A 24,728-nucleotide genomic window follows, 5' to 3' on the forward strand; every position below is an offset into this window, starting at 1 on the left:
TTTCATATATTAGGGCGTGTTGCCAATTTATCCCCACCGGCTACGTGCCGCGACGTGTTCGCGGCATCCAGGAAATGGTCAAGTTAAAGATGAACTTAATTCATTGCTCTAATCGATTGATGAATAAGAGCAAACTCATAATATATCGACTTCAATATCAAGTATAAAACGAGTTTGCAATGGCAAGACTGATGTTCCGTGATGAGCTATGGTCTAAGCTAAAGGAGATAATGCTACAACATCAGATATATGACAAACCTAATGTTCGTATGATGGTTGAGGCAATGTTATATCGCATGCGTGTAGGCTGCCCTTGGCGAGACCTACCTAAAGAGTTTGGATTTTGGAATTCTGCCTATCAACAATTCAATCGTTGGTCCTCAAAGAACAAGTTGATGATGATTTTCAAAGCGCTCATACAACATCCTGCTCTTGAATGGGAATTTATTGATGGCCGTATCGTTCGTGCCCATCAACATAGCTCAGGCGGCATAGGAAAGAAACATCAAGCAATAGGGAAATCCGTTGGTGGTAATACAACAAAAATTCATAGGGCAGTTGATGCTTGCGGCCTTCCGATTGAATTTCAATTGACTGGCGGAGAGGTACATGATGCTAAAGCAGCTTCAGGTCTCATTGAAACACTCCCTAAAGCTGATTACACCATTGCAGACAAAGGATATGATAGCGAGGAAATTCGAGATCAGATTAGGCAAAAATCATCTACTCCAATGATTCCTCGGAAGACGAACTCTAAAACTGGGAATGCTGATATTGATTGGGGTCTATACAAATATCGTCATCTAGTTGAAAACGTATTTGCGCGACTTAAACATTTTCGAGCTGTTGCCACAAGAGATGATAAATTGAAGAGAAATGATGCGTCAATGCTCGCAATGGCTTGTTCCTATATTTGGCTACCAATGTAATCCGTGAAATTTAGGTGATATCATCGCATTGAGTCCAACACTCTGATCAAAACAAGGAAGCCAAATGAAGTCATTTTATGTCTATATTATGGCAAGCAAGCGAAGTGGTACACTATACGCTGGTTCAACATCAGATTTAATTAAACGAGTATGGGAACATAAAAACAACCTGATTCCAGGATTTACAGCTAAGTACAATGTACATATTGGTTTATTATGAGGTTCATGAAACCTATATAGAAGCTGCTCGACGTGAAAAGCGATTCAAAAATTGGCCCAGGCAGTGGAAGTTACATTTGATTGAGAACCTAAATACAGAATGGCATGATCTTTATGAAGAAATTTGCCACTGATTAAGATCGGCTGGTTGCCGCGAACACGTCGCGGCACGTAGGCGGTGGGGATGAATTGTCAACACGCCCTATCAAATCGCATATAAAACACATTAAAAATAAAAATTTTACAGTAGCATTAAGAGCTAAATGATAACTTATAGTTACCTCGAGCTGTGTGGCAAAAAATATTCCTGACAACTGGCATGTGATATTTTAAATGTTCAATATTATCCCTGTTGATTTTTTTATCTAAGTACTTGTAAAATATTAGACTCAATGACGTTGTGATTTTGGGAATGAACGTCAGGAATGACTTCTGCTCTGTTAAAAAATCTTGCGAAAATATCCATTTTTGGTTTTATGCCCTGTTTGTATTTTGATAACTCAGGATCTGTTTCACAGGAGTTATTTTTGATTTTGTTCCCTTTGCCTTTTCCAGTTCCTACTTCAAATGCTTCTTTGTTTTTCTTTGCTTTCTCTGTATCTGCAATCATTATATCTTCAGTCGCACGAAGAAAAATCAATTCTGCTACTTCGTAGGGTATTTCGATCCCATTTATCTTTAGTAAATTATTGCATATATAGAAAAGATAATGGGCGTGTTTTTTTATTTCTAAACAGTATCTTATTAGTGCCACATCAGCAGCTACAGGCTGCTCTAGTCGCGTAATTACCTCCTTCTTTGTCATTTTATCTGTAATAAAAATATGGATCTTATCTGTAAAATTTTTAAGTTGTAACAGATTTTGGTCGCTCATAAGTTGATAAATTGGATAATTATCATAGATGCTTTGTCTGTCGGATTTCAATAACTGACATAAGAGAAGATATAACAAATAGAGCAAAATGAATGCGACAAACATCGTGCCTACACTTTCAGGAGCAATGTACACCATCAAAGCCTCTGAACAATATTCATCTTTCAATTGTATGCACTCAGTCGGATTCACATCCAAACTTTGACACACAACGTAAGTATTATCAATGCTGCCATTTAATTCATAGCAGGTAACACTACTACCGTCAGTGTCACTGAATACTACATTTTCCCAACGCTCTTCAAGCTGTGATTTTTTTATGATTCGAGTAATCAGATCATATAACAAATAGCTAAAGCCTATACTACAAGTCCCGCTTAAAAGAGTAGTAGTTGTTAACTTCATTCGATCAAATTTCGGATTGCTGTCTACGCTGTATAATTTAGCCTCCCTTTTAATAAAGTTGATACACTGATTTATATTTTTATGACGAGATTCCAGGTCGGATAATAAAATTTCATAATAGCAGCCTGCTTTTCTAAAAGATTCTATTTCAGGGTAATTAGGCTTAGGCTCCATTGGCGTTTGAATCTCTTTCTTCTTATCTTTCTCTTCATTTTCTCTGGTGACTAGGGGTTGAGCTTCAAGATCAAATTGCGCGCTCGTTTTTTTCTTTCCTTTAGAAAACAGTCCAAACATTTTTACGCCTTATTTTTAAAATATTAATTGGTACCTTTTTTGTATTTAATCGTATTGAGCTGATGTACTTTTTTTAGCGAAGCTATTGATAATAATCTATTTTCTAAAAAATTAAGATGATTCTCAATTTGATAGGCAGGCAATTCTATAGAAAATGAAATGCTAATGCGAGAAATTAATGTAGTTAAATTTTATATTGCAATGAACATGAAGCGCAGCAAGCGTAGTGGTGTTCAGTTCATGAAGCCACAGTACAATAGGATATCCCGCTTAAAACGCGTCCTCTTGAAACTGCAGCTGACAAGCACCTGAACAATTTACCTACTCCACCAGATCATGAGATTTTCTGCGACAAAACCGAATCTTCAGATGCAGGATCTGGTAAAGAAACAGATTGTATTTCCCCTTTTTGATTCTTAACTTGCTCCTTTTTCAGGGGCTTAAAAAACAATATTCTGGGTTGCGAATCAAATTTACTTAAAAGCGAATCTTCTTTCTTTTTTAAAGTGTTTTGCAAAATTTTTACTGAGGCAAAATTATTAGGATGTACTGTGGCAACAATCTCATCAGGTAGTCGCGATTCTCGATTCTCTGTAGACTGAGAGACAAGATATTGTATGTATTTTTTTCCAATTATGGCCATTTCTGTTCCATATCCTTTACCCCAACAGGTATGATCAATAATGTAACCTATTTCTGCAACATTCTTATGGCCACGACCTATGTTGTCATATCCTGGTGAAGGATAATAAATATTCAAACTTCCTATAAAAGTACTAGAGTTTAGATCATTAACAGAAAAAACACCGAATCTACCGCCTTCATTCCATTTATTTGTTTGCGTGGTGATAAAATTTTTTACGCTTTCTTCATTCCATGGATTTCCATCTCGGAACATTTGGACATTATTAACCTTGCCAAGGAGTAATTTATAGTGATGAGTTATTTCAGGCGTATCATATTGATTGAGGGAGCTAAAGGAGAGTCTTTCTGTTTTGATTGTAACGTAATTTTCTTCAATGGATATACTTATGCTACCAATTTTTTTTGACTCTATGGTGTCGGTCTTGCTCAACATGCGGGTCTCCACTTATGTACATTATTAAAATTAATTAGTTTTGCTTTTCTCTGTAGGATTGATGAAGTGTATAAGCTATTTTTTCCCTAATTCTTTCCATTGAACGTTCTATATGTTTGCCTGCCCAGGCAACTTATCTAATTTCTACAACTATCCTACTTTTTTGAAAAGGGTCGTTTCAGTAAATAAGATTTATTCGAGTTCCATTTTACATGAACAGTACCATTTTTGCATGGTGCTTGTTTTTGCCTTTTTATTGACTAAGGCGACTAAATTATTACAATGATGGCATCAATACTTTCGGAAAAAATCACATGCCAAGACAATATAACCAGCTACAAGATATTGATGTATCAAGGCAAAATCATAAAAATTCAATAGATGCGAGCGATAATTCTATGGAGATTGATGAAGAGCTGACATTAGAAAGTGACGAAGAGGAGGAGCCTCAACGAGAAAGTGAGGTCGCACTCTATACCTATTTGGAAGCAAATGAAATACAGTTTATTCCCTATGAATTCCATGATGAAACAAATGCAGTAGACCTGGTCATTGATTCCAGAGAGCAGGATCATCAGGATCCTGTAATATGGTATTGTTCTAGCAGACTTAAGTCATTGAAACAGCTTAATATGGATTGGGCAAGTACTATGGCAGCAGTCGCTCTGTTTGATAATAAAGAATTTTGGATGGAAAGTGCAGTGGCTGCTGGACGTTGTACCCGTTTATTATTGGGCGAAATGCAACCCGAGATGCATGTGTGCAAGGGGGAAACTATTTCGGAAGTCACTGGGATGTCTCGTATTTATAGATTATCAAAAGAAATACCGGGCTTTCGTACTTGGAATTCTTTTTGGCAAAATAGCAGGATTTTTCCCCTCAAAAAACCAATAGTAGGACTAACAGCCGTTTTTTTAATAAATTATTTTCTAGCTAATATTGATATGAATAACGACAACTATGGTGTGGTTGAGTTAGAGGATTATTGGCAAGCTGTGTCCATTGATCCTGAATGCTGTTTCAGTTATGAATTTTATACTGAGCAAAAAAGCAAAATTCATTCTTATATCCAGAGGTTGCCGGACATGCTCCCTGACGGATTATTTAATCAACAAGAGCTGTTTGATACTTTAGAAAAAATTATTTCCACCCCTTTATCGGCGTACCAGAAAATTTTTGATGAATCTTTTAGTCCAACATATAAGCGGCAAAAAGAACTCTACTTGTCGGTTATGGGAGTAAGGATCCAGAGATTTAAGGAAGTTTATGGTGAAATTCTAGAAGAGCCAGTGAAACATTATAAAAAGTTAGAAGAAACTTTTAACTGTAGCCGTGCACAGCAACGTGCGAATCAAAACTTTCTTGAAGCTATTTGTGATTATAAGCCGCAGCCTCAGAGTTTTTTCAGTAACAATCCATATGTGTTTTATTACAGTAAGACTCAGGATGAACAGGCCACAAAGCAACCGACTCCTTCCAACAGAGGTTGGTAACAAGCCAGCATGGAGCATTGCGAACCTCATCCATTGCCCCCTTTTTTTACCCTCGACCGTGATAAAAAAGGTTGGCTTGCTTTTTGAGCACCATAAAAACTGGAAGTGTGGATCCTAGATAAACTCGATAAGCTTGAATTGATCCTATTAAATATCTGATACTTTTAACTCAGATTGGTCTAAATGATGATCTTCATTTTGAAAATCGTAATCCTCTAAGCTGACATAGTTCCACGCATCGAGTATTTCTTGTCGCGCAACCTCCCAATCGGTACCTCCTTTATCTGAGCCTTGCCAAGACAGTGGCGTGAAATAGGGAGTTATTAAATGTTTAAACGAGAGGATTTCCGTTATGGTATTTCCCTCATGGCCATATCCACATTTTTCAATTTGCAATAGTTCATGATAGCTTTTGGCACGCGCCTCAAATGGAGAAAGTCCTATAGAGGCTTCATCGAAGAGCATATTTTTTTTCTTAGGTGTTATATACCCAATTAGATAAGGTCTGATAAATGTAGTGGCTTTTCTTTTACCTTCATTGGAGCCAGAACATCGAATAGTTCCATTTTCATGAACTAAATATAAACTCGATCCCCGTTCACTTTTTTGATCGTTGGTGATAAAAATTACCGGTTTATTGAGGGGGCCAGAAAAAAGATAAGAATAATTGAGGCATTGTTTCTCTTTCATGGAGTACTTACCGCCTAAATGGAAGCGAATTGTGCTCTAAACAATAATAAATGGCAACCCCTTTGCATGAGTTCTTCTTGGTTTATAGAGGGCGCTTTTTATTTTCGTCTGGGATAGGTGGTGAAGAATTAAAATACAGATAATTAATAGGACTAAAGAAACGGCAAGTGCAAGATAAAGAAGGATTTTTTGCGATAAGGATAAAGGTAGGATTAGTTCCTGTATTTATGTAAGTGGCCATAAGAATTGCTATAGCCAAAAATGCAAAAGCCCCAATTCACATTATTTCTCCCTATGATAAAACTTCCTCCTTATAGAGTAGTCTAAATTTGATTTAGAAAATGTTAACTTTTCAAAAAGTATTTTTTGAAGGAGCAATTTATGGGTTATCTTCTGATAACCCATAAAATTTAACTTGCTCTAGTTAAAAGCCCGAGTACATCGTACTCCTAACATGTAGTACTTAACACCAGTACTCTGAAAACTGGCTCCCCTGTCAAAGATTTGGGACCACGAGTTGAATTGTTTAAAGGTAGAGTCCTCAGTAGAGCTATTATAGCGGTTTGCAAGGCAGTTTGCACCCAGAGCGCAGGAAGTGCTTGGATTGGGAGCACCAGCGACACCAATTAAAGCGGGTAAATCATCGACGATGTTTTGCGTGCCAGTAACACAACCAGAACCATTGGATTCGGGACCCATCTCACAAATCGCCGGTAGATACCAGTCTGCATAACCATTAATTGTCTGCGCACAGAGTCCTGCAGCGTAATAGGTTAATGGGGTTGGTCCAGGAGTGGCTGTGAATTTCGGGGTTCCAAAATCGTTATAATGGGTTATGAATGTATTATAGAAGGTTAGCAGGTTGTCCGTATTACACTGACCATCGGCATTTCCCTGGCATGCTCTAAATGACGAAGCGGTAAATGGGTCCGTATTGGTATACGTCGCCGAAAAAGCGGTTTGAAACTCAGAAAAAGTGGGCGACGGACTCAATGGAGTAGACGTATTATCAACTCCAGGGATTACGTCGTAACTTACATCCTGGGGATCAAAGGGAGAAGTCCCATGACCTGTACCCCCATTTGAGCTATAAATAATGCCAGGAAGTACCGGTGCCTGATCGACTAAAGAAACCACCTTGCCACCAATGCTCTGAGATCTATTCGCCGTTTCTGCCATGGCAAAAATATATCCCCCTTGATAAATACAGCCATAACCCAGAACTTCTACATTCACTGAGGTTTGGAGTGCATTATTTGCAGTGACCGAGATCACGCCTGGTATTGGCGCAATTCCCGTAGTACATGCCGCATTGCCTGCTCCTGAGGTGGCTGTGGTGCCAGGGACTACGGTAATCGTGCACGAACCACCGGCTGGAAGAACAGTACCGTTGGTGCAGGCGGTGGAAGAGGTAGTGTCTACTGTAGTTCCCGCTGGCCATGTGGGATAACTAATGGATAATCCGGTTGTAGGAGCATCTCCGTTGTTGTTGATGGTAATCACTCGGGACTGTCCTGAAGGTTGTCCATTTAAGGTAAGCCCCTTGATGCTGAGTGCTAAATTCGCCGTACTCGCACTTAACTCTTGTGCCACAGTAATGGCTAAACTATCTGCTTTACTCGGGCTATAACACTCATTGGGATTAGGTGTCCCATCAGGATTAGCTTGACACAGAATAGGTCCTCCAGAGAGTCCGCTGGTAGGCAGTGCACTGCCGTTAATGGTTAATGACAGCTGGCAGGTGGGATTTGGAGAGCCTTTGGGACCAAGCAGACAAGGACCGTTTTGACTTACCCCTGTTTGTGGCTTGATAACCAGGTTATGAGGCTTTCGTGAATTATTGGTTACAGTGTACTGTACCTCAACAGTGGCTGTTGAGGCCACCGTTGCTGTAGGTGGATGATTGACATCTGGTGTAAAACTCCAGACAGGAATTCCTGCTTGTACGGCACTGATAAAACAACAAGTACTGAAACCGATGCCCAATTGTGGCATTAAAAGTGCTAATTTCATGATTGTGTCCTTATGCGATGTAGGTGAGGTTGAATAAAACACCATTGGTATAGAGATGATTTAGTGTCAGCCCGCTGTTTTCGGTTTGCTCCTCGGCACGGCCAAGACTGCTTTTACCCCAATCAGAAAATTCATAGCCCACCCCAACCTGCCAATGGGATGTTAATGCCTTTTGCACGCCAGCACCTACCGTATAGCTGAACGCTGTTTCAGTGTGGGATGCAAAATTGGGATTAGGCAGTGCTTCAAAAATCAAAGGTGTATTATGAAATGCATGGGCATCGTTGAAACCAACACCGATACTGCCACTTACCCATGGAATAAGCCAGTAGCCCATGTCGGCCAAGAGTTTACCTTTTACGGCTACATGAGTGTGCTGAATTTTATACTCATAGGTAAAATTATCAAACTCAGGGTCCGCATCATCCCATATATGCCCAGAAAGTTTTGCATTACTGGTTGCAGCAACGGCCACGCCCAATTGACCTTGCAGGGTTTGTGACAGCCACTTTTGCAGACCCAAAAAAACTTCACCATCGAATAAAGTGTTCGTGGATTTAGTCGCTGCGTAGGTCTTTTCTATATCGGGTGCCAGATAAAAGGTTTGCGTTTTGCCACCATCTTCCCAAACTGGACCTACACTGACCGTGCCTACCCAAGCCCAAGCAGGATGTTGCGTTATAGGCCCCATAGTGCCTGCGAGCGCACTACTGGTTGTAAGACTGGCTGATAACAGCAGTACAACAGAATTCTTATTCATTAGTTCTCCTATACTAAAAACGGTTCATAAAAAACAAGGGGGTAAGACAAGCAATCTCATATAACAAACTGGTTGATGTGTTAAAGTACACGACTTTTTTCAAACAGCAAAATAAATAAATCAGAAAAAAACCCAGAAAATGAATGGGGATGGAGGTAAGTTGAATCGAATGGATAGTCCAGTTGTTCATTAATCCCTAAAATAAGTTTCCAAGAGTAATGCTTACAAAAATTTTAAGCTGCAAACATGCCTAGGTCATCCTATCTTAATTGTTACAAAAATGCAAAAAATTCCTTTAATTTCAATGACTCAACTCCATTATTTTGCCCTGGTATTGTACGTGTTACTAGGGTTGATTTTGCTTATCCTGTTAACGTTCGCACTTCTGTTTCATGTTGTAAAACCAGGTTTAATTTCTATAATTTTTAATAAAGCTTTTATTTGGAGTAAGGCAATGAGTCGTTGTTCACTAGCATTTTTATTCACTTTAATTTCAATGGCCAATTTCGCCTTCAGTGATGAAGTCCCTGAGGTACCTAATAAAGCTCAAACCAATAATATTCTTGAGCAAACAAAACAAAAACTTGATCATGCGAATCAAATTGAGAAGGATAATTTAGAGAAAGGCATCCAACAAGGGGAGGGGCAATATGACAAAAATAATTGATACATTAGGGCCTATATTTTTGACAGAGCTTTTATTTAAATTCAAACGTTAGCATATCAAAGCAAGCCCAGTTCCAGTGACCATGGAGTACATCAATAAGTGGACAGAAGATATTTTAAAATGAGATATCTAAATAGCTGAATCATTGCCTGAGCGCCAGAGCAAGGATGTTACTTTTTTTAGATCCCAAAACAGGCACTCGCAAACTGCGTGCGACAATTTTTTGAATGTGAGTATTGTCGCTCTCGAAGCCTTTGCAGTTATTGGAAGTAATAACTCAAGGATTAGCTCCCTAATTAATTTTTTTGCTCTTGCATTCCAAAAGATAATGGATTGTGTGACTGAAACGTTAAATGTCACTTTATAATTTTGCCAGTTGGTTTCGCACTGATTTTTGCCGGAGTCAGGTTGTTAGTGATACGGGAGATAGCCCTATCTATTCGTCGTTGAAGCATGATTTCGACCATGACTGTTTCATTCGGATGAAGAATTTTGTGAATGTCAGCGAGCGAAGAATGAAAATCGAGTAACCTGTAATAGGCAAGGGCTTGGCTGCTGGCTTCAGGGTGTGCCTTAATTCGAAACCCCAGATTACCTTGCATTTTTGGCGTATTGATCCCGGCCTCCATGATATCGTAGTTAAGAAAATAGGTGAGTTTTCCCCGAGCACGCTGGTTTCGCTGGCGGTCTGCGAAGAAACCTACAGGAAGCGCATCCTCGCTATATTGGGGGCCAGCAGTGAGATAAAGATCATAATCGTCAAGATGATTGCCCCGGTCATCAATGAGTCGGAATATAATCATCGAGTAGCGATTGGTGATATACTCGCGCTTATAAATAAGTGTCTTCACAAGTTCTGTATGCTCATTTTTTTGCGTTTCTTCAGTAAGCTTATCGAGTTCTTTTGCCAATGTATTATAGGCGTCACGATTTTTTACTTGCAGGCATTTTAAGACCCATGTCGCCGTAGGATGAGTGGCAGCGTTGGCCATAGTAATACTGCGAATAACTCCCATATTTTTACCCGAATGCGAACATCCAGGAAGAACTCCGAAAGCCATTGGCCGTGCCCGTCTCATTTTGGCAACCACAAGACTTTCTCCATTATTTCCCTCTTGATGTAACTTTAATAGACTGTAATTCATATTTGCAGCAGCAACTCGTACCACTCCATCCGATCCGGCTTCGCCGGTGTAGGAATTAAGCGCATCATAAAGTTGGCGATCGATCTTCTGTCCTGTAAGCACAAAGCAATAGATACCATGAGCAGTGCAATCGTAATCAAGCCAACTTTCATTAAGTTGCCAGCTCATATCACTCCCAAGCTCAAGCCAATCAAGTACATGCTGTCCCGGTTCAATACCTTCAAAAAAGCTTTTTATACGACCTAGCCTGGATTTACCGAGTTGGGCAAGCGCAGAACCGTGGTTGGCGGGAGCCAACATGATAAGATGGCTCAAGGGGCATTTTGCAAGATTATTCTTAAAGTATAAATCCATCCATTTACGGACAACGGGGCCACCGGTAGAGTGAGTGATGCAAGCAAAACGCTCCCCTTTTTGCAGCTTATCCGCAATTTCATCGCCTATTGCATGATCGAATGCACGTGCTATATCATCGACTGTTACTGTATCGTTAAAGCTGATATAACGTCCAAGATAGATATTGCCCACTTGAATATCCAGCGTTCCATCTTTGCTCTGACGTTCAAGCCATTGAGGCAGCTCCCCATAAGTATTGGTATGTGTGACACTCCAACCATGGACAAAGATAACAATCATAACTCTCCTTAGCTTATTCACTCAACAAGGGGCAGGGCAGAATAAATCGATGGTATTGGATTATTTTACAATGAGTTAGCTAAGTCAAATTAAAACTTGATGTCCATTTGAAACCAAGACCTATACTTGAAGCAGTGTCCTATCAATAAGACGAGCAATGTCCTGAAATTGCTGGACTATACTCATTATATGGAGTTCAAGGAGGAGAAAAAAAATGCTTTCTATTCAGCTTACCCCTATTATTTCAATAATTGCTGGAGTTTTAATCCTGCTTTTACCACGACTATTAAATTATATTGTCGCTATTTACCTGATTATTGCTGGCATTGTAGGCTTGGGAGTTTTGCATTAAGAAAACTGATCCATAGCTGCATTAGATGAACACCTTTATCTTTAAGTTGTGGAGCAAACTACAAACCAAGACCTCTATTGGCTCTGGTAATTAGTGTTGTTTTCATAGGAACCTGCTTTGTATTTGAAATTTGCCGGGATCAGAAAAGCTCGCTTTTTAAAATTCCAATTGTTTCATATCTAAAAAGTAACTATTAAATCAATTCGTAGTATAGTCATATTCACTTATGAATGACTTTTAAGAGTCAACATAGAATACACATATAGAATTGTTTGCGCCTTTGCACTTCAGCAAAGGCTAAGGCGATGCAAAAAATTATATTTTAATCAGGAGAACTAGATGTGGATTAAGGACTTATTTATTGATATCCCTATACGAGATAATGCACCTGAAACCAGATTGCATATCCGTATAGTCTGTGAAAACGAAGCTAATCTCGACAAAATGCCCTACGTTTTTATGCTTCCTGGCGGCCCTGGTGCCAATTATTCTCACTACAAGGATTATGAATGCTTAAGTACAACAGGCAATATAGTATTCATTGATCCTAGAGGATGTGGATTAAGTGATAAGCAAAACCCTGCATTCTATACTATGGACAATTATATTCGGGATGTGGATGAAATTCGTAAATACCTCAATCTGGAAAAAATAGTTCTATTGGGTAAATCCTATGGAGCGATGTGCGCTCTAGGATATACTCTGGCCTATCCAAAATATGTTTCAAGTCTTATCCTGGCAGCTGGTTCTCCAAGCTTTAAAAACCTTGAAACAGCGCGTCTTAATGTGGAAAAAAGAGGATCTCTAGCTCAACAAAAAGCTTGTAAGCAATTATGGGAGGGGACCTTTAAAAGCGATGAAGAGCTGGATAATTTTTTTGATGTCATGGATTCTATGTATTCTTGGAGGAAAAGACATAATCTTCCTGTAAATCGACCAGCTCCGGATTATATTTTTGCACATGAGCCTTTAAACCAGGGTTTTGGTGGATTTTTACGTACATTTAATTATGAAGATTGCTTGCATGAAATAACCTGTAAAACGCTCATTTTGGTAGGCGAAGAAGACTGGATTACCGATAAGAAACATTCTGAATTCATGGCGAACAGAATTCCGGACAATCAATTTATCGTGTTTCCCAATGCAGATCATTCCATGGAATCTGATGTTCCAGAAGAATTCTTCTCAAGCATACAATCCTTTTTGAAAAGCCAATGTGAAAAAAGAAATTCGCATCATTTTTTTCAAAATGAGCACAAGGGAGAAAAAGCAAATTTGATTGTTGATGAAACAAAAAAATGTTCATTCGGCTAAAAATTAAAAGAGTTCATTTGCAAAGTAATGTTGGGTCTTTTTGAACCAACAAACCATTTTATCCCAATGCTCGATCTTATTGATGTCCTGGTGGATGCAACCAATCAGGTGGGTGGTTATTCAATAAATCCAATTCGATTTGTTGGTGTAACTTCTCCTGAGTAGTTTTAACTTGATGGATTGTCGATAGTTGAAAAGTTTACTTTGGTGAATTTAGCTTATAAATTTTTTATTTTTAATGGTCGGAGTGACAGGAATTGAACCTGCGACCCCTGCCTCCCGAAGGCAGTGCTCTACCAGGCTGAGCTACACTCCGTGTGAGAGTCGTACTATATAACATGGTTTGCATTGAATTCCTGGGTTCACTGTGCTGCACCCAGGCTTCTTAAATCAATAACTTCTTTGCAAAGCGAATTGAGCCAAATTAATTAGTGCTTCTTTATATTTTGAATCAGGTAGGATCACCAAAGAGGATAACGCTTTGTCAACTTCTTGGGCGGCGATGTTCTTGGTATATGCTATCGCTTTTGTTTCTTCCAGGGCCACAAGAATATCCGGTAAAAAATCCAAGCTGCCTTTTTTTAGGCTTTCTATAATTTGTTGTTTTTGGAGTTCGGTACCGTGCTGTAATGCATGAATTAAAGGCAAGGTAGCTTTTCCATCAGCTAAGTCGTCCCCTATATTTTTGCCAATAGTTTTGGCATCAGAGCAATAATCCAGAGCATCGTCTATAAGTTGAAATGCATTACCCAGATGCAGTCCATAGGCATAGAGGCTGTCTTGCATTTCCTTGGAGGCATTGCTGATTATCGGGCCTATACAGGCAGCAGCAGCAAATAAAAGCGCTGTTTTTGCTCGAATTACATCAAAGTATTCATCAAAGGTTAGCGTAGGATTATGACGGTTTGATAGCTGTTTTACTTCCCCACAGCTGATCTCAAGAGCTGTCTTGGCAAAAAGCTTGAGTACTTCTGGGTTACCAGAATCAACAATTAATTCGATGGATTGAGTAAAAAGATAATCACCCACTAAAATACTTGCTTTGCTACCCCAAATATCATTTGCCGTTTGCCGTCCTCTTCTTAAGGTGGATTCGTCGATGACATCATCGTGAAGCAGGGTGGCTGTATGGAAAAACTCCACCATAGCAGCCAGAGTAATATGCTCTCTACCTTGATAACCACAGGCATTACTTGCTAAAAGAACTAACAATGGACGCAGTCTTTTGCCGCCACTTTCTATTATATGGTGGGACATATCATCAATTAAACCGATTTGTGATTCGATTTTATTAATGATAAGCGCATTAACTGCATCAAAATCGTCACTAACCAGCGTGCGTATACTGTCAATCGACATTGTTTGTCCTCTACGATTCAATCAGCAAATGCTAAGGTTTGTGCATACGAATTGTCAAGTAAAAGTAGGTTTAACTTGCAAGTACTCTGCCCCAGGTCCGGCCAAAGCATACGATCTTTTCTTGAGTTATTCGCTGCACTCGAGCTTATACATTAAATCGAAAATGCATGACATCGCCATCGCAAACCACATAATCTTTACCTTCCAGACGTAATTTCCCTGCTTCTTTTGCACCTTGTTCACCTTTACAGGTGATAAATGCATCATAGGCAATGACTTCTGCGCGGATAAAGCCTTTTTCAAAGTCCGAATGGATAACGCCTGCTGCTTGTGGCGCAGTAGCTCCTTTAGGAATAGTCCATGCTCTTACTTCTTTGACGCCCGCAGTAAAATAAGTTTGCAAGCCTAATAACTCATAACCTGCACGAATCACGCGATGTAATCCGGGTTCACTTAAACCTAAGTCCTCCATGAATTCTTGGCGATCTGCTTCATCTAGTTCAACTAACTCTGCTTCAGTTGCAGCACATAGAGCAACAATGCTGGCTTTTTCTTGCAACGCTAAATTCCGAACTTGATCCAGTAAAGGATTGTTTTCATAACCGTTGTCATCGACATTTGCAATATAAAGCACGGGTTTTGCGGTAAGCAGAAAAAGTCGGCGCGCAATAGATTCTTCTTCAGCACTCAATTCTAGGGTGCGGACAGGATAGCCTGCATCAAGATGCGTCTTGATTTTTTCCAGGGTTTTCATCTCAAAAATTGCTTCTTTATTACCACTACGACTGTTTTTTCCTGCTTTCAATATGGCTTTTTCAAGAGTATCCATATCGGCTAAAGCCAGTTCTGTATTAATGACTTCTATGTCACTGAGTGGATGTACTTGACCTTCGACATGAACTACGTCGGTATTTTCAAAACAGCGTACTACATGGGCAATGGCGTCCGTTTCACGAATGTTAGCCAAAAACTGATTACCTAAACCCTCGCCTTTAGATGCTCCTTTGACAATACCAGCAATATCAACGAATTGCATGGTTGCTGGGAGTACTTGTTGTGGTTTGACTATGTCACTTAAAGCATCAAGACGGGGATCAGGAACAGTAACTATCCCAACATTGGGTTCTATTGTACAAAAAGGATAGTTTGCCGCTTCAATACCTGCTTTGGTGAGTGCGTTGAACAGTGTTGATTTACCAACATTGGGCAAGCCCACGATGCCACATTTAAATCCCATGTGTAGTTACCTCTATTATTAAAACGAATGTGAGTTCAAAATAGAACGTCATTCCCGTAAAAATGTGGGGCATTTTATACGGAGCCATTCTACATAATTCGGTTCAATCTAACAAAAGGTATCTTCTCAGATTGAACTCACCTTATATCTATACTAACTGCTACCCTTCATTAAGCTGCATTCAAATTCTAGCCAGAATTTTTTTGCATCATAGATAAGCAGTTTTTAAACATTCAATTGATTCATTGCCCTGGCTAAATCACCTGAGAATATTAAAGGCATTACTGCTACGCCTCTATCAATTGCATCATAAATTAACTGTCTGTCTTGTGCCGAGGGTTTGCTGAGCACAAATTGATGAACTAAATCTCTATGGCCAGGATGACCTATTCCTATTCGTAAGCGGTGAAATTCTGTGCTGCCTAATTGGGCTATTATATCTCTTAAACCATTATGACCACCATGGCCTCCACCTGTTTTAAGTTTAATGCGTCCTGGTGGTAAATCCAGTTCATCATGAACCACCAATATTTCTTCAGGTGAAATTCGGTAAAATTGACTAATAAGCCGGGTAGGTTGACCACTATGGTTCATGAACGATAGAGGCAAAACCAGCTTACCTGAGTGCTGATTTAATTCCAAATCAGTCAGTTCGGCCTGCATTTTTTTTTCCAGCTTAAAACAGGCACTATGGCGCTGAGCTAAGGCTGAGACTAACCATCCACCAGCATTATGTCGAGTATATTCATAAGCTGAACCTGGGTTACGCAAACCAATGATAAGTTTAATGGCCATGATATAGTTCTTGATAGGGGGTTGGTGCTTATGTAGCCTGGGTTATGATTCGCTTAACCAGGCTACATTTTACTACGTGTTACATTGATTCAAGCAAACTTGAATGATTACTCTTCGTCTTTTGCAGCATTAACAGTAGGTACCTCAGATGCTGAAACCTCTGTAGCTTCTGGTGCTTCTTCTTCTGTTGCGCTTGCTCGAGGCATGTGAATGCTCACAACAGGAGCGTCATGACTACCATCGGCAACATCAACAGTCAGTTGTACCCCTTTAGGCAATTTCAAGTGAGATAGGTGAACCACCTCATCCATTTGAACATTGGACATATCTACTGCGATAAACTCAGGTAAATCTTTTGCCTGACAACGAACTTCAACTTGAGTCATGGTATGGTTAATAATACCACCCGCTTTAATGCCAGGAGCTTTGTCTTCATTGATAAAATGAATTGGCACTAATTTAACCAGAATGTCGGTTTTAGAAACGCGTTGTAAATCCATGTGCATTACAAGTGGTTTGTAAGGATGACGTTGCAACGCTTTTAAAATAACATGTTCGACTTTGCCATCAACTGTAATATCAAAAACACTGGAATAGATACTTTCAGTTTCCAACGCCTTAACTACTTTATTGTGTTGAAAGTGAATTGACATTGGTTTTTTATCCCCGCCATAAATAACAGCAGGTACTTTATTTTCAAGACGACGTAGGCGGCGGCTCGCACCTTTCCCCATATCCGTTCTTGTTTGTGCTTCTAAAAGGATGTTTGACATTGTATACTCCAAAGTTATATAAGTGCCCTATTTAATTTAATCCGCGACCAGATTAAACACCGGATTATCAATTAAAAAATCCAGAAAGGGTGGCGAAGTATACAATATTTTAAAATGAACTTGAAGTCATAGGCATAATTTCATAGAATATGCGACTTTATTGAATTTGTGATAGCCAATCAGGCGAGTTGGAGAAAAATTATGTATGCGGTAATCAAAACTGGCGGTAAGCAATACACCGTGAAGGAAGGTGATGTGTTAAAAATTGAATTACTGCCTGAAGATGTTGGCAATGAAATACAATTTAAAGAAGTACTCATGTTGGCTGATGGCGATAAAATCGTGTGTGGTACTCCATTAGTTGCTAAGGCAACTGTGAAAGCTGAAGTGCTTGATCATGGCCGTCACAAGAAAGTCAAAATTATCAAGTTTCGTCGTCGTAAGCACCACATGAAACACATGGGGCACAGACAATATTATTCACAAGTTAAAATTACTGCGATAAGCAAGTAAGAGAGGATAGCAATGGCTCATAAGAAAGCAGGTGGTAGTACTCGTAACGGCCGCGACTCGAATCCCAAGTACCTTGGAGTGAAGCGTTATGGCGGTCAATTTGTTAATGCGGGTGAAATAATTGTAAGACAACGTGGCACACGTTTTCATCCAGGACCTGGTGTTGGTTGTGGTCGTGATCACACCTTGTTTGCCTTGGTTGAAGGTTTGGTACAATTTGTTGTCAAAGGTGAAAAAAATCGTAAGTATGTAACTATAGTCGCAGAACAAAAAGAAGAAGCTGCAAACTAATTAAGTTATATTACTATAGCCAGAATTCTGCTTAGAGTGGACTTGGTTTTTTATGGTGTGTTTCGGATTATCGATTTTACTTTATAATCCAAATTACATGCTATACCTAAATGCAATGTTATTAACCCCGGCAACGGGGTTTTTTTTTATTTCGAGGTTGGTCATGAAATTCGTTGATGAAGCGGTAATAAAAATAGAAGCAGGCCATGGTGGAAATGGTTGTCTTAGCTTCAGACGCGAAAAATTCATACCAAAGGGTGGCCCTGATGGTGGTGATGGGGGCGATGGCGGTAGTGTTTATTTCGAAGCAAGTACGGATTTAAATACCCTTGTTGATTTTCGTTATATGCGTCATTACAAGGCCGGTAATGGGCAGCAGGGTATGGGCGGCAATTGTACTGGAAAAAAAGGGGATGATTTAATAATAAAAGTACCTGTTGGTACTATGGTTTATGATGTGGATACTGGGGAATTGCTGGGTGATATTAAAGAGCCAGGCGTGCCGGTGTTAATTGCTCAAGGTGGATTTCATGGATTGGGGAATACACGCTATAAGAGTAGCGTGAATCGTTCTCCACGGCAGACTTCTCCTGGAAGTCCAGGGGAAGCACGACATTTACGACTCGAATTACGGGTTTTGGCGGATGTAGGTTTATTAGGCTTACCTAACGCAGGGAAATCAACTTTAATTCGCGCTGTCTCCAGTTCAAAAGCTAAAGTCGCTGATTATCCTTTTACCACACTACATCCCAGTTTAGGTGTAGTCAGTGTTTCTTCTCACAAGAGTTTTGTCATGGCTGATATTCCGGGGCTCATTGAAGGAGCATCTACAGGGGCCGGACTTGGTCATCGGTTCTTAAAGCATCTTTCGCGGACCTGTGTGTTACTTCATGTAATTGATGTTGCTCCTGTTGATGACAGTGATCCGGTTGCATCAGCTAAAACAATTATTCATGAATTGGCAGAATACAATCCAGAGCTATTACAAAAACCCCGATGGCTGGTATTGAACAAAATAGATATGTTGCCTGATGCAGCAAGTAGGGAAGAGCGAATAAAAACCATAGTTAAGGGTTTGAATTGGAAGGATAAAGTATTTGCTATTTCAGCAATCAGTGGTGAAGGAACACAACAGTTGTGTTATTCACTGATGCAGCTGATTGATGAGATGAAAGAGTCTGAAGCATAGCCACTCTGCAGCATGTTCGACTACTGAAGCAGTACGATAAGGTATATTATGGGTTTCATGACCTTTCTGCTCGTGATTGCTGTAGTCGATAATTAATTGTGTGGTTCCTCGTGTTGGTAGTTGTTGCCAGTATTCGGTTAAGCCAGTCAGATGAAAAAATAATTTATTTTTATGCAGACCACTAAAATCCAATAAATGATGGATATGAGGTCTAGTAAGCAATAATTGCAATAAACCACCCGTGGCTTCATCAATAATGGTTATTGGTTCATTAATGTGTAGGATTAATTCCCGTAAATTTTCAGAAGCTTTTTTATCTATGCCACTAATGATATGTGGTTCTAGGATAGGGTCAACAATAGCTTGTATTTGCTCGACACGATTAGGCATACAACGAACCTTGAATTCGATATAAGGTGATTCCCAGCGATAACCAGTTTGACAATCAATATCCTGCAGCGCATCTTCTAATTTTTGAGCAATTTCACTTTCTGCCAAGCCAAAAATTCGCCACTTAAGTATTTGTTTTTGACTGTGACTTGTTTGCTGTAGTATGGGTAATACATATTGATTAAACATAGGCAAACATTCTCGTGGAGGGCCAGGTAATAAAAAAAACTTTTTATTATTCCACGGGTAGTAACATCCTAAAGCACTACCCAGAGGATTGGGTAAAAGTTGGGCGTCTTTAGGAAAGAGGCTTTGTTGAATATTCCCTGGATTAAGATCAAGATTTGCATCACGAAGCCGGCTTTTTATATGTTCAAGAGCGATAGAGTGTTGAATTAACTCCTGGCCAGTAAATTGAGATAGGGCAAAGCGCGTCAGATCATCTGTGGTTGGCCCAAGCCCGCCAATGATAATTATAATGTCATGCTTCTGGGTCAAGAAGTGTAAACAGTTGATGATATCATCCTCTTTATCACTGCATGAAACATGGAAACCTAAAGACAAGCCTTCAGAGCTTAGCGCATGGGCTATATCACGCCCATTCGTATTTAAAGTATCACCATGAACTATTTCATCACCGGTTGCTAAAATGCCTAACGTCATTGCCTGTTTCCGAGTGTTAAGTATGAATTTGATTTTATAGCATAATTTGAAAAAACTGTAATAGTTGTTGACATTTATCCGCAAATTGCCTAATAACTAAAAAAGGTGGTTTTTTTTAAGATAACTATCCATAGAACTACCTAATTTTTACGATTTTTGTATGTGAGGAGAAATTATGGAATTTTCAAGCCGTTATGTAGCGCATGTACCTGACGCTCAAGGGTTTGTTAATTATTCGAAACAAGAACACTCTATTTGGAGTATTTTATTTGAAAGACAAATGAAATTATTGCCAGGAAGAGCTTGTGATGAATTTCTAACCGGATTAAAAGCGTTAGGCATTCAATCTGAGGCCATTCCACAAATTCCAGATCTAAATCAAAAACTTAAAGCAGAAACGGGTTGGCAAGTGTCTGCAGTCGCTGCGTTAATTTCTGCCCGCGAATTTTTTGAATTATTGGCAACAAAACATTTCCCCGTAGCTACATTTATTCGTAATGAAGAAGAATTGGATTATGTAAAAGAGCCTGATATTTTCCATGAAATTTTTGGTCATTGTCCTATGCTGACGGACAAGGTTTATGCAGAGTTTGTTTACGATTACGCTCAGAAAGTATTAACTTTTCCTGAGTCCGATTGGCCGTTACTGCAACGTATGTTTTGGTTTACTGTTGAGTTTGGCTTAATTTATAGCATGCAAGGTCTGAGAGCATATGGAGGTGGGATACTGTCCTCGATTAGTGAAACAGTATACAGCGTGGAAAGCGATATTCCGCTGCGAGTCATGTTTGATCCAATCGCTGCATTTCGCATGCCCTATCGTATTGACATGTTACAACCCGTTTATTTTGTAATTAATGACTACCAGGTTTTATACGATTTTGTTTCATCGGATATCGGTAAACTTATGGCTCGAACCCGAGAATTAGGGGAATTTCCGCCTCTGTTTAAGGTGGATCCGAATAATCCTAATATTCATATTCGAGCATGTTAAAGGTATATATATTGTAATGAGCAGCCAGTCTTGTTAACATCGAGCAACCTGTTTGTTCATTGGCTGTCTTAAGTCAAGGAGCATTATTTGATTAAAGTATTAATTGTTGATGACCATGCATTGGTTCGAATGGGGATTCGACGATTACTCGAAGATATGTCGGATGTAGAGGTAGTTGCTGATGCAGAAAGTGGTGAGCAAGCTTTGGCATTAGTAAAAAAACATTCCCCCGACGTGGTCCTTTTAGATATGAAAATGCCTGGAATTGATGGCTGGGAAGTAACGCGTCGTCTAAAAAAATCAAATCCGCACGTTAAGGTTATTGCTGTAACTGCAATGTGTTCTGATGTGTTGCCTACTCGAGTATTACAATTAGGCGCCATGGGCTATCTGACGAAAGAATCAGGTGCTGAAGAAATGGCGGCTGCGATACGTAAAGTTGCTAAAGGCGAGAGATATTTAAGTGCTGAGATTGCTCAGAAAATGGCGATCAATAGCTTGGAAGAAGTACAAGGCTCACCTTTCGATGTATTATCTGAACGCGAAATGCAAGTCATGTTAATGATTACTAGTGGTATGAATGTTCAGGAAATAAGTGACCGGCTATTCCTTAGTACCAAAACGATTAATGGGTATCGTTACCGTACATTTGAAAAATTAGGTATTAAAAATGATGTAGAGCTTACTTATTTGGCTCTAAAGCATGGAATTATAGAAAATCCCATCGATCTGGCGTCAGAAGATTAAAGGGCTTTTTAGCACCGATTAGCGCAGCATAGTCCGGGATTTCTGCATAAATACGGATTACTCATCTCGGATTGTGCTGTGCTAATCCGAGCTACAAAACTGCGTTCCAGAGCACGATTAATTACTGCTATTATTACATGAATATTTCTACTGAATTAGCGTTGTTCCTCACCAAGTTACCTAATGAACCCGGTGTTTATCGTATGTTGGATGAAGCAGGGAATCTTCTTTACGTAGGTAAAGCATCCAATTTGAAAAAACGAGTCACAAGCTATTTTAATAAACAAAATACAGGCATCAAAACACGTTCTTTGGTCAGTCAAATCGCCACTATAGAAATTTCGGTCACGCGCAGTGAAACAGAAGCTTTATTATTGGAAAGTAATCTGATTAAGACATTGAAACCAAAATACAATGTTTTGTTACGCGATGATAAATCCTACCCATACATCCATCTTTCCAATCATCCTGATTTTCCACGCATTGAAAGTTATCGTTCTAAGAAAAAACCTCTTTCAGGAGATTTTTTTGGTCCTTATCCCAGTAGTGCTGCGGTGAAGGAGACTATAGTAACAATTCAAAAAGTGTTTAAAATCCGCAATTGTCGAGACAGTTATTTTAATGCACGCTCAAGGCCTTGTTTGCAGTATCAGATCAAACGATGCACCGCTCCATGTGTCAATTATATAACGCCAGAAAATTACAAGCGATCGGTACAAGATGCCATGCGCTTTTTACAAGGGAAGTCCCAACTAATTCTTGATGAACTTGCTAAACGAATGAACAAAGCAGTAAGTGAATTGAATTTTGAAGAAGCAGCAATTTTGAGGGATCAGATTAAAAGTTTACGTTTAGTACAAGAACAACAGGGCGTGTTACAGTTACGAGGCGATGCAGATGCTATTGCCATTGAGGTAAGTCCCGGTTTTGCTTGTGTTCAGTGTGCGACGATTCGTGAAGGCCAAGTATTGGCGAGTCAGTGTTACTTCCCTTCGGTGCCCCCAAAAGGTTTAGACGATGAGCTCAGTATGGATGATTTATGGCAACAAACGTTTGATGCATTTGTAGGATTCTATTATTTAGATAGCCCTGAGAAAATCCCTGCGTTAATTATCACGAACCATGATTTAGTGGATCACCTATCATTGGAAGAAGCCTTATCACAACAACGAGGTAAGCAGTGTAAAATTCAAATAAATCCTCGCGGTATAAAATCCCGTTGGATGGATTTTGCACTAAATAATTTACGTGTTTCGGTAGCTGAATACGTGACAAAACATTCCACGATGAAATCTCGTTTTCATGAGTTAGAACAATTTTTAGGATTGAAAAAGCCTATCGAACGCATGGAATGTTTTGATATCAGCCACACCCAGGGTGAAGCAACTGTGGCATCGTGCGTTGTCTTTGATCATGAAGGTCCTAGTCCTAGCGAATATCGGCGATTTAACATTGAAGGAATTACTCCTGGAGATGACTATGCTGCAATGAAACAGGCCATTACTCGTCGCTTTAAACGGTTAGTAGAAATTCAATCATTGCCGGATGTATTAATTATTGATGGAGGAAAGGGGCAAGTCGCTGTCGCTGAGCAAGTATTACTCTCTTTAGGTATCTCGACAGTGATCTTATTGGGTGTTGCTAAAGGACCTTCGCGAAAGGCTGGATGGGAAAAGTTGATTTTAGTCCATGAGGCACGCGAATTGACTTTACCCGATGATTCCAAAGCCTTACATTTGCTTCAACATATCCGTGATGAAGCACATCGATTTGCTATTACGGCTCATCGTAAAAAAAGACAAAAAAAGAGACTGGATTCAACGCTTGAAGATATAGAAGGAGTCGGGGCAAAACGCAGACAAGCATTGCTTCATCGTTTTGGTGGGATACGAGAGCTTGCTAAGGCACCGATAGACGAAATTGCCAAAGTATCAGGGATTAGTGAACACTTGGCAAAACGTATTTTTCTTTTTTTTCATGGAGAAAAACGGTAATCAGGGGCTCGTCATCCCGAGTGCCTGACCCTTAGGCTATCATCAGTAGATCAGAATATTATTCATAACCCTAGCAAAAATCCTAATATTCGTACTAAACTAAAATTAGATATGCTCGAATAATAATTATAATAAATTGATATTTAAGCACAAATCTTGCATGTAAAAAAATAAAAGTAAGGTGAGAGGGGGGCATATGTATAAATTACTTTCAACTGCATTGATGATGTTTATGGTTGCTGTTGCGAATGCGGCTAACTTTTATGGCACTGGATTATGCGGTTACCCACAGTATGATTGCGTGAAGGTTGAGGCGGGACAAAGTTGGGAAACCTTATTTCCAGATGAAAAGCAACGCGATATCGTACAAAGAATCAATCGTACTTATAATCCTCTATGGACTGGCAAGATTATTGCGGTTCCAAAAAATCTAGCTTATCTCACCGTTTTTGACGTGTCCCCTTTTCCGCTAAAAATTTCAAACGAACATCAAAAGCAAATTATTGTTGATCAGGACAAATTGGCTTACGCAGCTTATGATGCTGAAGGGAATTTGGTGATATGGGGGCCCATTTCATCAGGAAGGGACAGGTGTCCGGATGCTAATCGTTCTTGCCGCACTTTAACTGGGATTTATCGCGTATTCAGTAAGGAAAATGAAAAATGCGTCTCTGACGTGTTTCCCATAGGTAAAGGTGGCGCGAAGATGCCTTTCTGTATGTTCTTCCATAAAGGCTTTGCATTACATGGTTCTCCAGACATCCCTGGTGTAAGAGCAAGTCATGGCTGTGTGCGAATGTTTACTCAGGATGCAAAATGGTTAAATGAAAACTTTGTTGAGTTATCCAGTGAACGAAATAATTTCAGGGGTACAACAGTTATTGTCCGTCCAATAAATGACAGTGAGTGAGAAA

General features: G+C 39.6%; 23 protein-coding genes, 1 tRNA gene and 1 pseudogene. 13 read left to right on the forward strand and 12 right to left on the reverse strand.

Features of this window, described 5'->3' with window-relative positions:
- The first annotated feature begins 179 nt into the window (after positions 1 to 179).
- Both OQJ26_RS08500 and OQJ26_RS08505 read left to right on the forward strand, forming a co-directional pair.
- Positions 180 to 929, forward strand: a complete 750-nt coding sequence (locus OQJ26_RS08500) for an IS5 family transposase (protein ID WP_265703432.1) — start codon at positions 180 to 182, stop codon at positions 927 to 929.
- Between the two features lie 64 nt (positions 930 to 993).
- Positions 994 to 1,282: pseudogene (locus OQJ26_RS08505) on the forward strand (GIY-YIG nuclease family protein).
- A gap of 227 nt (positions 1,283 to 1,509) precedes the next feature.
- Here OQJ26_RS08505 and OQJ26_RS08510 read toward each other — a convergent pair.
- Positions 1,510 to 2,721: a hypothetical protein gene (locus OQJ26_RS08510; RefSeq protein ID WP_265703433.1), complete on the reverse strand. Its 1,212-nt coding sequence runs from the start codon at positions 2,719 to 2,721 to the stop codon at positions 1,510 to 1,512.
- 334 nt (positions 2,722 to 3,055) lie between these two features.
- Positions 3,056 to 3,799 (reverse strand): GNAT family N-acetyltransferase, encoded by a 744-nt coding sequence (locus OQJ26_RS08515; protein ID WP_265703434.1) that lies wholly within the window; start codon positions 3,797 to 3,799, stop codon positions 3,056 to 3,058.
- A 398-nt stretch (positions 3,800 to 4,197) separates the two neighbouring features.
- Between OQJ26_RS08515 and OQJ26_RS08520 the strand changes: the two genes are divergently transcribed.
- Positions 4,198 to 5,292, forward strand: coding sequence for a hypothetical protein (locus tag OQJ26_RS08520; RefSeq protein WP_265703435.1), 1,095 nt, complete (start codon positions 4,198 to 4,200; stop codon positions 5,290 to 5,292).
- A gap of 147 nt (positions 5,293 to 5,439) precedes the next feature.
- On the opposite strand, the gene OQJ26_RS08525 is transcribed toward OQJ26_RS08520, so the two are convergent.
- From OQJ26_RS08525 to OQJ26_RS08535, 3 genes are all read right to left on the reverse strand, one after another.
- Positions 5,440 to 5,982, reverse strand: a complete 543-nt coding sequence (locus OQJ26_RS08525) for a hypothetical protein (RefSeq protein WP_265703436.1) — start codon at positions 5,980 to 5,982, stop codon at positions 5,440 to 5,442.
- A gap of 420 nt (positions 5,983 to 6,402) precedes the next feature.
- Positions 6,403 to 7,995, reverse strand: coding sequence for a hypothetical protein (locus tag OQJ26_RS08530; RefSeq protein WP_265703437.1), 1,593 nt, complete (start codon positions 7,993 to 7,995; stop codon positions 6,403 to 6,405).
- 10 nt (positions 7,996 to 8,005) lie between these two features.
- Positions 8,006 to 8,755, reverse strand: coding sequence for an outer membrane protein (locus OQJ26_RS08535; protein WP_265703438.1), 750 nt, complete (start codon positions 8,753 to 8,755; stop codon positions 8,006 to 8,008).
- A 454-nt stretch (positions 8,756 to 9,209) separates the two neighbouring features.
- Between OQJ26_RS08535 and OQJ26_RS08540 the strand changes: the two genes are divergently transcribed.
- Positions 9,210 to 9,422 carry a hypothetical protein gene (locus OQJ26_RS08540; RefSeq protein ID WP_265703439.1) on the forward strand — a complete coding sequence of 71 codons (213 nt, stop codon included), beginning with the start codon at positions 9,210 to 9,212 and terminating at the stop codon, positions 9,420 to 9,422.
- Positions 9,423 to 9,778: 356 nt separating this feature from the next.
- On the opposite strand, the gene plaB is transcribed toward OQJ26_RS08540, so the two are convergent.
- Positions 9,779 to 11,203 (reverse strand): phospholipase PlaB, encoded by a 1,425-nt coding sequence (gene plaB, locus OQJ26_RS08545; protein WP_265703440.1) that lies wholly within the window; start codon positions 11,201 to 11,203, stop codon positions 9,779 to 9,781.
- A 214-nt stretch (positions 11,204 to 11,417) separates the two neighbouring features.
- Here plaB and OQJ26_RS08550 point away from each other — a divergent pair, with 214 nt between their 5' ends.
- The gene (locus OQJ26_RS08550; protein WP_081776877.1) at positions 11,418 to 11,555 is read left to right on the forward strand and encodes a DUF3096 domain-containing protein; all 138 of its coding nucleotides are present in this window, start codon (positions 11,418 to 11,420) and stop codon (positions 11,553 to 11,555) included.
- Between the two features lie 339 nt (positions 11,556 to 11,894).
- Positions 11,895 to 12,869 carry an alpha/beta fold hydrolase gene (locus tag OQJ26_RS08555; protein WP_265703441.1) on the forward strand — a complete coding sequence of 325 codons (975 nt, stop codon included), beginning with the start codon at positions 11,895 to 11,897 and terminating at the stop codon, positions 12,867 to 12,869.
- A gap of 239 nt (positions 12,870 to 13,108) precedes the next feature.
- Here the strand turns inward: OQJ26_RS08555 and OQJ26_RS08560 are convergent.
- The 5 genes from OQJ26_RS08560 to OQJ26_RS08580 form a co-directional block, all read right to left on the reverse strand.
- A tRNA-Pro gene (locus OQJ26_RS08560) sits at positions 13,109 to 13,185 on the reverse strand.
- A 74-nt stretch (positions 13,186 to 13,259) separates the two neighbouring features.
- Positions 13,260 to 14,228, reverse strand: a complete 969-nt coding sequence (locus OQJ26_RS08565) for a polyprenyl synthetase family protein (protein ID WP_265703442.1) — start codon at positions 14,226 to 14,228, stop codon at positions 13,260 to 13,262.
- Positions 14,229 to 14,373: 145 nt separating this feature from the next.
- Positions 14,374 to 15,465: a redox-regulated ATPase YchF gene (gene ychF / locus OQJ26_RS08570; protein ID WP_265703443.1), complete on the reverse strand. Its 1,092-nt coding sequence runs from the start codon at positions 15,463 to 15,465 to the stop codon at positions 14,374 to 14,376.
- A 225-nt stretch (positions 15,466 to 15,690) separates the two neighbouring features.
- Positions 15,691 to 16,260 (reverse strand): aminoacyl-tRNA hydrolase, encoded by a 570-nt coding sequence (gene pth, locus OQJ26_RS08575; protein ID WP_265703444.1) that lies wholly within the window; start codon positions 16,258 to 16,260, stop codon positions 15,691 to 15,693.
- Between the two features lie 107 nt (positions 16,261 to 16,367).
- Entirely contained in the window at positions 16,368 to 17,033 is a 666-nt protein-coding gene (locus OQJ26_RS08580; RefSeq protein WP_265703445.1) for a 50S ribosomal protein L25/general stress protein Ctc, read from the reverse strand.
- Between the two features lie 201 nt (positions 17,034 to 17,234).
- Here OQJ26_RS08580 and rplU point away from each other — a divergent pair, with 201 nt between their 5' ends.
- The 3 genes from rplU (at position 17,235) to cgtA (ending at position 19,026) form a co-directional block, all read left to right on the forward strand.
- On the forward strand, positions 17,235 to 17,546 hold the full coding sequence (gene rplU / locus OQJ26_RS08585; RefSeq protein WP_265703446.1) for a 50S ribosomal protein L21: 312 nt from the start codon (positions 17,235 to 17,237) through the stop codon (positions 17,544 to 17,546).
- Between the two features lie 12 nt (positions 17,547 to 17,558).
- The gene (rpmA, locus tag OQJ26_RS08590) at positions 17,559 to 17,837 is read left to right on the forward strand and encodes a 50S ribosomal protein L27 (RefSeq protein WP_028381048.1); all 279 of its coding nucleotides are present in this window, start codon (positions 17,559 to 17,561) and stop codon (positions 17,835 to 17,837) included.
- A 163-nt stretch (positions 17,838 to 18,000) separates the two neighbouring features.
- Positions 18,001 to 19,026: an Obg family GTPase CgtA gene (gene cgtA / locus OQJ26_RS08595; protein WP_265703447.1), complete on the forward strand. Its 1,026-nt coding sequence runs from the start codon at positions 18,001 to 18,003 to the stop codon at positions 19,024 to 19,026.
- On the opposite strand, the gene OQJ26_RS08600 is transcribed toward cgtA, so the two are convergent.
- A complete protein-coding gene (locus OQJ26_RS08600) occupies positions 18,982 to 20,079 on the reverse strand; it encodes a competence/damage-inducible protein A (RefSeq protein ID WP_265703448.1) in 1,098 nt (365 codons plus the stop codon). The two genes, cgtA and OQJ26_RS08600, sit on opposite strands and share 45 nt — an antisense overlap.
- 175 nt (positions 20,080 to 20,254) lie before the next feature.
- On the opposite strand from OQJ26_RS08600, the gene phhA reads away from it, so the two are divergent.
- The 4 genes from phhA (at position 20,255) to OQJ26_RS08620 (ending at position 24,724) form a co-directional block, all read left to right on the forward strand.
- Positions 20,255 to 21,073 (forward strand): phenylalanine 4-monooxygenase, encoded by an 819-nt coding sequence (phhA, locus tag OQJ26_RS08605; RefSeq protein WP_265703449.1) that lies wholly within the window; start codon positions 20,255 to 20,257, stop codon positions 21,071 to 21,073.
- Positions 21,074 to 21,160: 87 nt separating this feature from the next.
- Positions 21,161 to 21,820: a two-component system response regulator LetA gene (letA, locus tag OQJ26_RS08610; protein WP_058510655.1), complete on the forward strand. Its 660-nt coding sequence runs from the start codon at positions 21,161 to 21,163 to the stop codon at positions 21,818 to 21,820.
- Between the two features lie 137 nt (positions 21,821 to 21,957).
- Entirely contained in the window at positions 21,958 to 23,814 is a 1,857-nt protein-coding gene (gene uvrC / locus OQJ26_RS08615) for an excinuclease ABC subunit UvrC (protein ID WP_265703450.1), read from the forward strand.
- Positions 23,815 to 24,010: 196 nt separating this feature from the next.
- Positions 24,011 to 24,724 carry a L,D-transpeptidase gene (locus OQJ26_RS08620; RefSeq protein ID WP_265703451.1) on the forward strand — a complete coding sequence of 238 codons (714 nt, stop codon included), beginning with the start codon at positions 24,011 to 24,013 and terminating at the stop codon, positions 24,722 to 24,724.
- The last annotated feature ends 4 nt before the right edge of the window (positions 24,725 to 24,728 follow it).

The organism is Legionella sheltonii (assembly GCF_026191355.1).
Classification (GTDB): Bacteria; Pseudomonadota; Gammaproteobacteria; order Legionellales; family Legionellaceae; genus Legionella; species Legionella sheltonii.

Coding starts and splice junctions, on each gene's coding strand:
- plaB (WP_265703440.1), bottom strand. CDS start 11,203: ATGATTGTTATCTTTGTCCATGGTTGGAGTGTCACACATACCAATACT.
- rpmA (WP_028381048.1), top strand. CDS start 17,559: ATGGCTCATAAGAAAGCAGGTGGTAGTACTCGTAACGGCCGCGACTCG.
- cgtA (WP_265703447.1), top strand. CDS start 18,001: ATGAAATTCGTTGATGAAGCGGTAATAAAAATAGAAGCAGGCCATGGT.
- pth (WP_265703444.1), bottom strand. CDS start 16,260: ATGGCCATTAAACTTATCATTGGTTTGCGTAACCCAGGTTCAGCTTAT.
- phhA (WP_265703449.1), top strand. CDS start 20,255: ATGGAATTTTCAAGCCGTTATGTAGCGCATGTACCTGACGCTCAAGGG.
- OQJ26_RS08500 (WP_265703432.1), top strand. CDS start 180: ATGGCAAGACTGATGTTCCGTGATGAGCTATGGTCTAAGCTAAAGGAG.
- OQJ26_RS08555 (WP_265703441.1), top strand. CDS start 11,895: ATGTGGATTAAGGACTTATTTATTGATATCCCTATACGAGATAATGCA.
- uvrC (WP_265703450.1), top strand. CDS start 21,958: ATGAATATTTCTACTGAATTAGCGTTGTTCCTCACCAAGTTACCTAAT.
- OQJ26_RS08525 (WP_265703436.1), bottom strand. CDS start 5,982: ATGAAAGAGAAACAATGCCTCAATTATTCTTATCTTTTTTCTGGCCCC.
- OQJ26_RS08600 (WP_265703448.1), bottom strand. CDS start 20,079: ATGACGTTAGGCATTTTAGCAACCGGTGATGAAATAGTTCATGGTGAT.
- OQJ26_RS08580 (WP_265703445.1), bottom strand. CDS start 17,033: ATGTCAAACATCCTTTTAGAAGCACAAACAAGAACGGATATGGGGAAA.
- OQJ26_RS08515 (WP_265703434.1), bottom strand. CDS start 3,799: ATGTTGAGCAAGACCGACACCATAGAGTCAAAAAAAATTGGTAGCATA.
- rplU (WP_265703446.1), top strand. CDS start 17,235: ATGTATGCGGTAATCAAAACTGGCGGTAAGCAATACACCGTGAAGGAA.
- OQJ26_RS08540 (WP_265703439.1), top strand. CDS start 9,210: ATGAGTCGTTGTTCACTAGCATTTTTATTCACTTTAATTTCAATGGCC.
- OQJ26_RS08550 (WP_081776877.1), top strand. CDS start 11,418: ATGCTTTCTATTCAGCTTACCCCTATTATTTCAATAATTGCTGGAGTT.
- OQJ26_RS08620 (WP_265703451.1), top strand. CDS start 24,011: ATGTATAAATTACTTTCAACTGCATTGATGATGTTTATGGTTGCTGTT.
- OQJ26_RS08530 (WP_265703437.1), bottom strand. CDS start 7,995: ATGAAATTAGCACTTTTAATGCCACAATTGGGCATCGGTTTCAGTACT.
- OQJ26_RS08535 (WP_265703438.1), bottom strand. CDS start 8,755: ATGAATAAGAATTCTGTTGTACTGCTGTTATCAGCCAGTCTTACAACC.
- OQJ26_RS08510 (WP_265703433.1), bottom strand. CDS start 2,721: ATGTTTGGACTGTTTTCTAAAGGAAAGAAAAAAACGAGCGCGCAATTT.
- ychF (WP_265703443.1), bottom strand. CDS start 15,465: ATGGGATTTAAATGTGGCATCGTGGGCTTGCCCAATGTTGGTAAATCA.
- OQJ26_RS08520 (WP_265703435.1), top strand. CDS start 4,198: ATGGAGATTGATGAAGAGCTGACATTAGAAAGTGACGAAGAGGAGGAG.
- OQJ26_RS08565 (WP_265703442.1), bottom strand. CDS start 14,228: ATGTCGATTGACAGTATACGCACGCTGGTTAGTGACGATTTTGATGCA.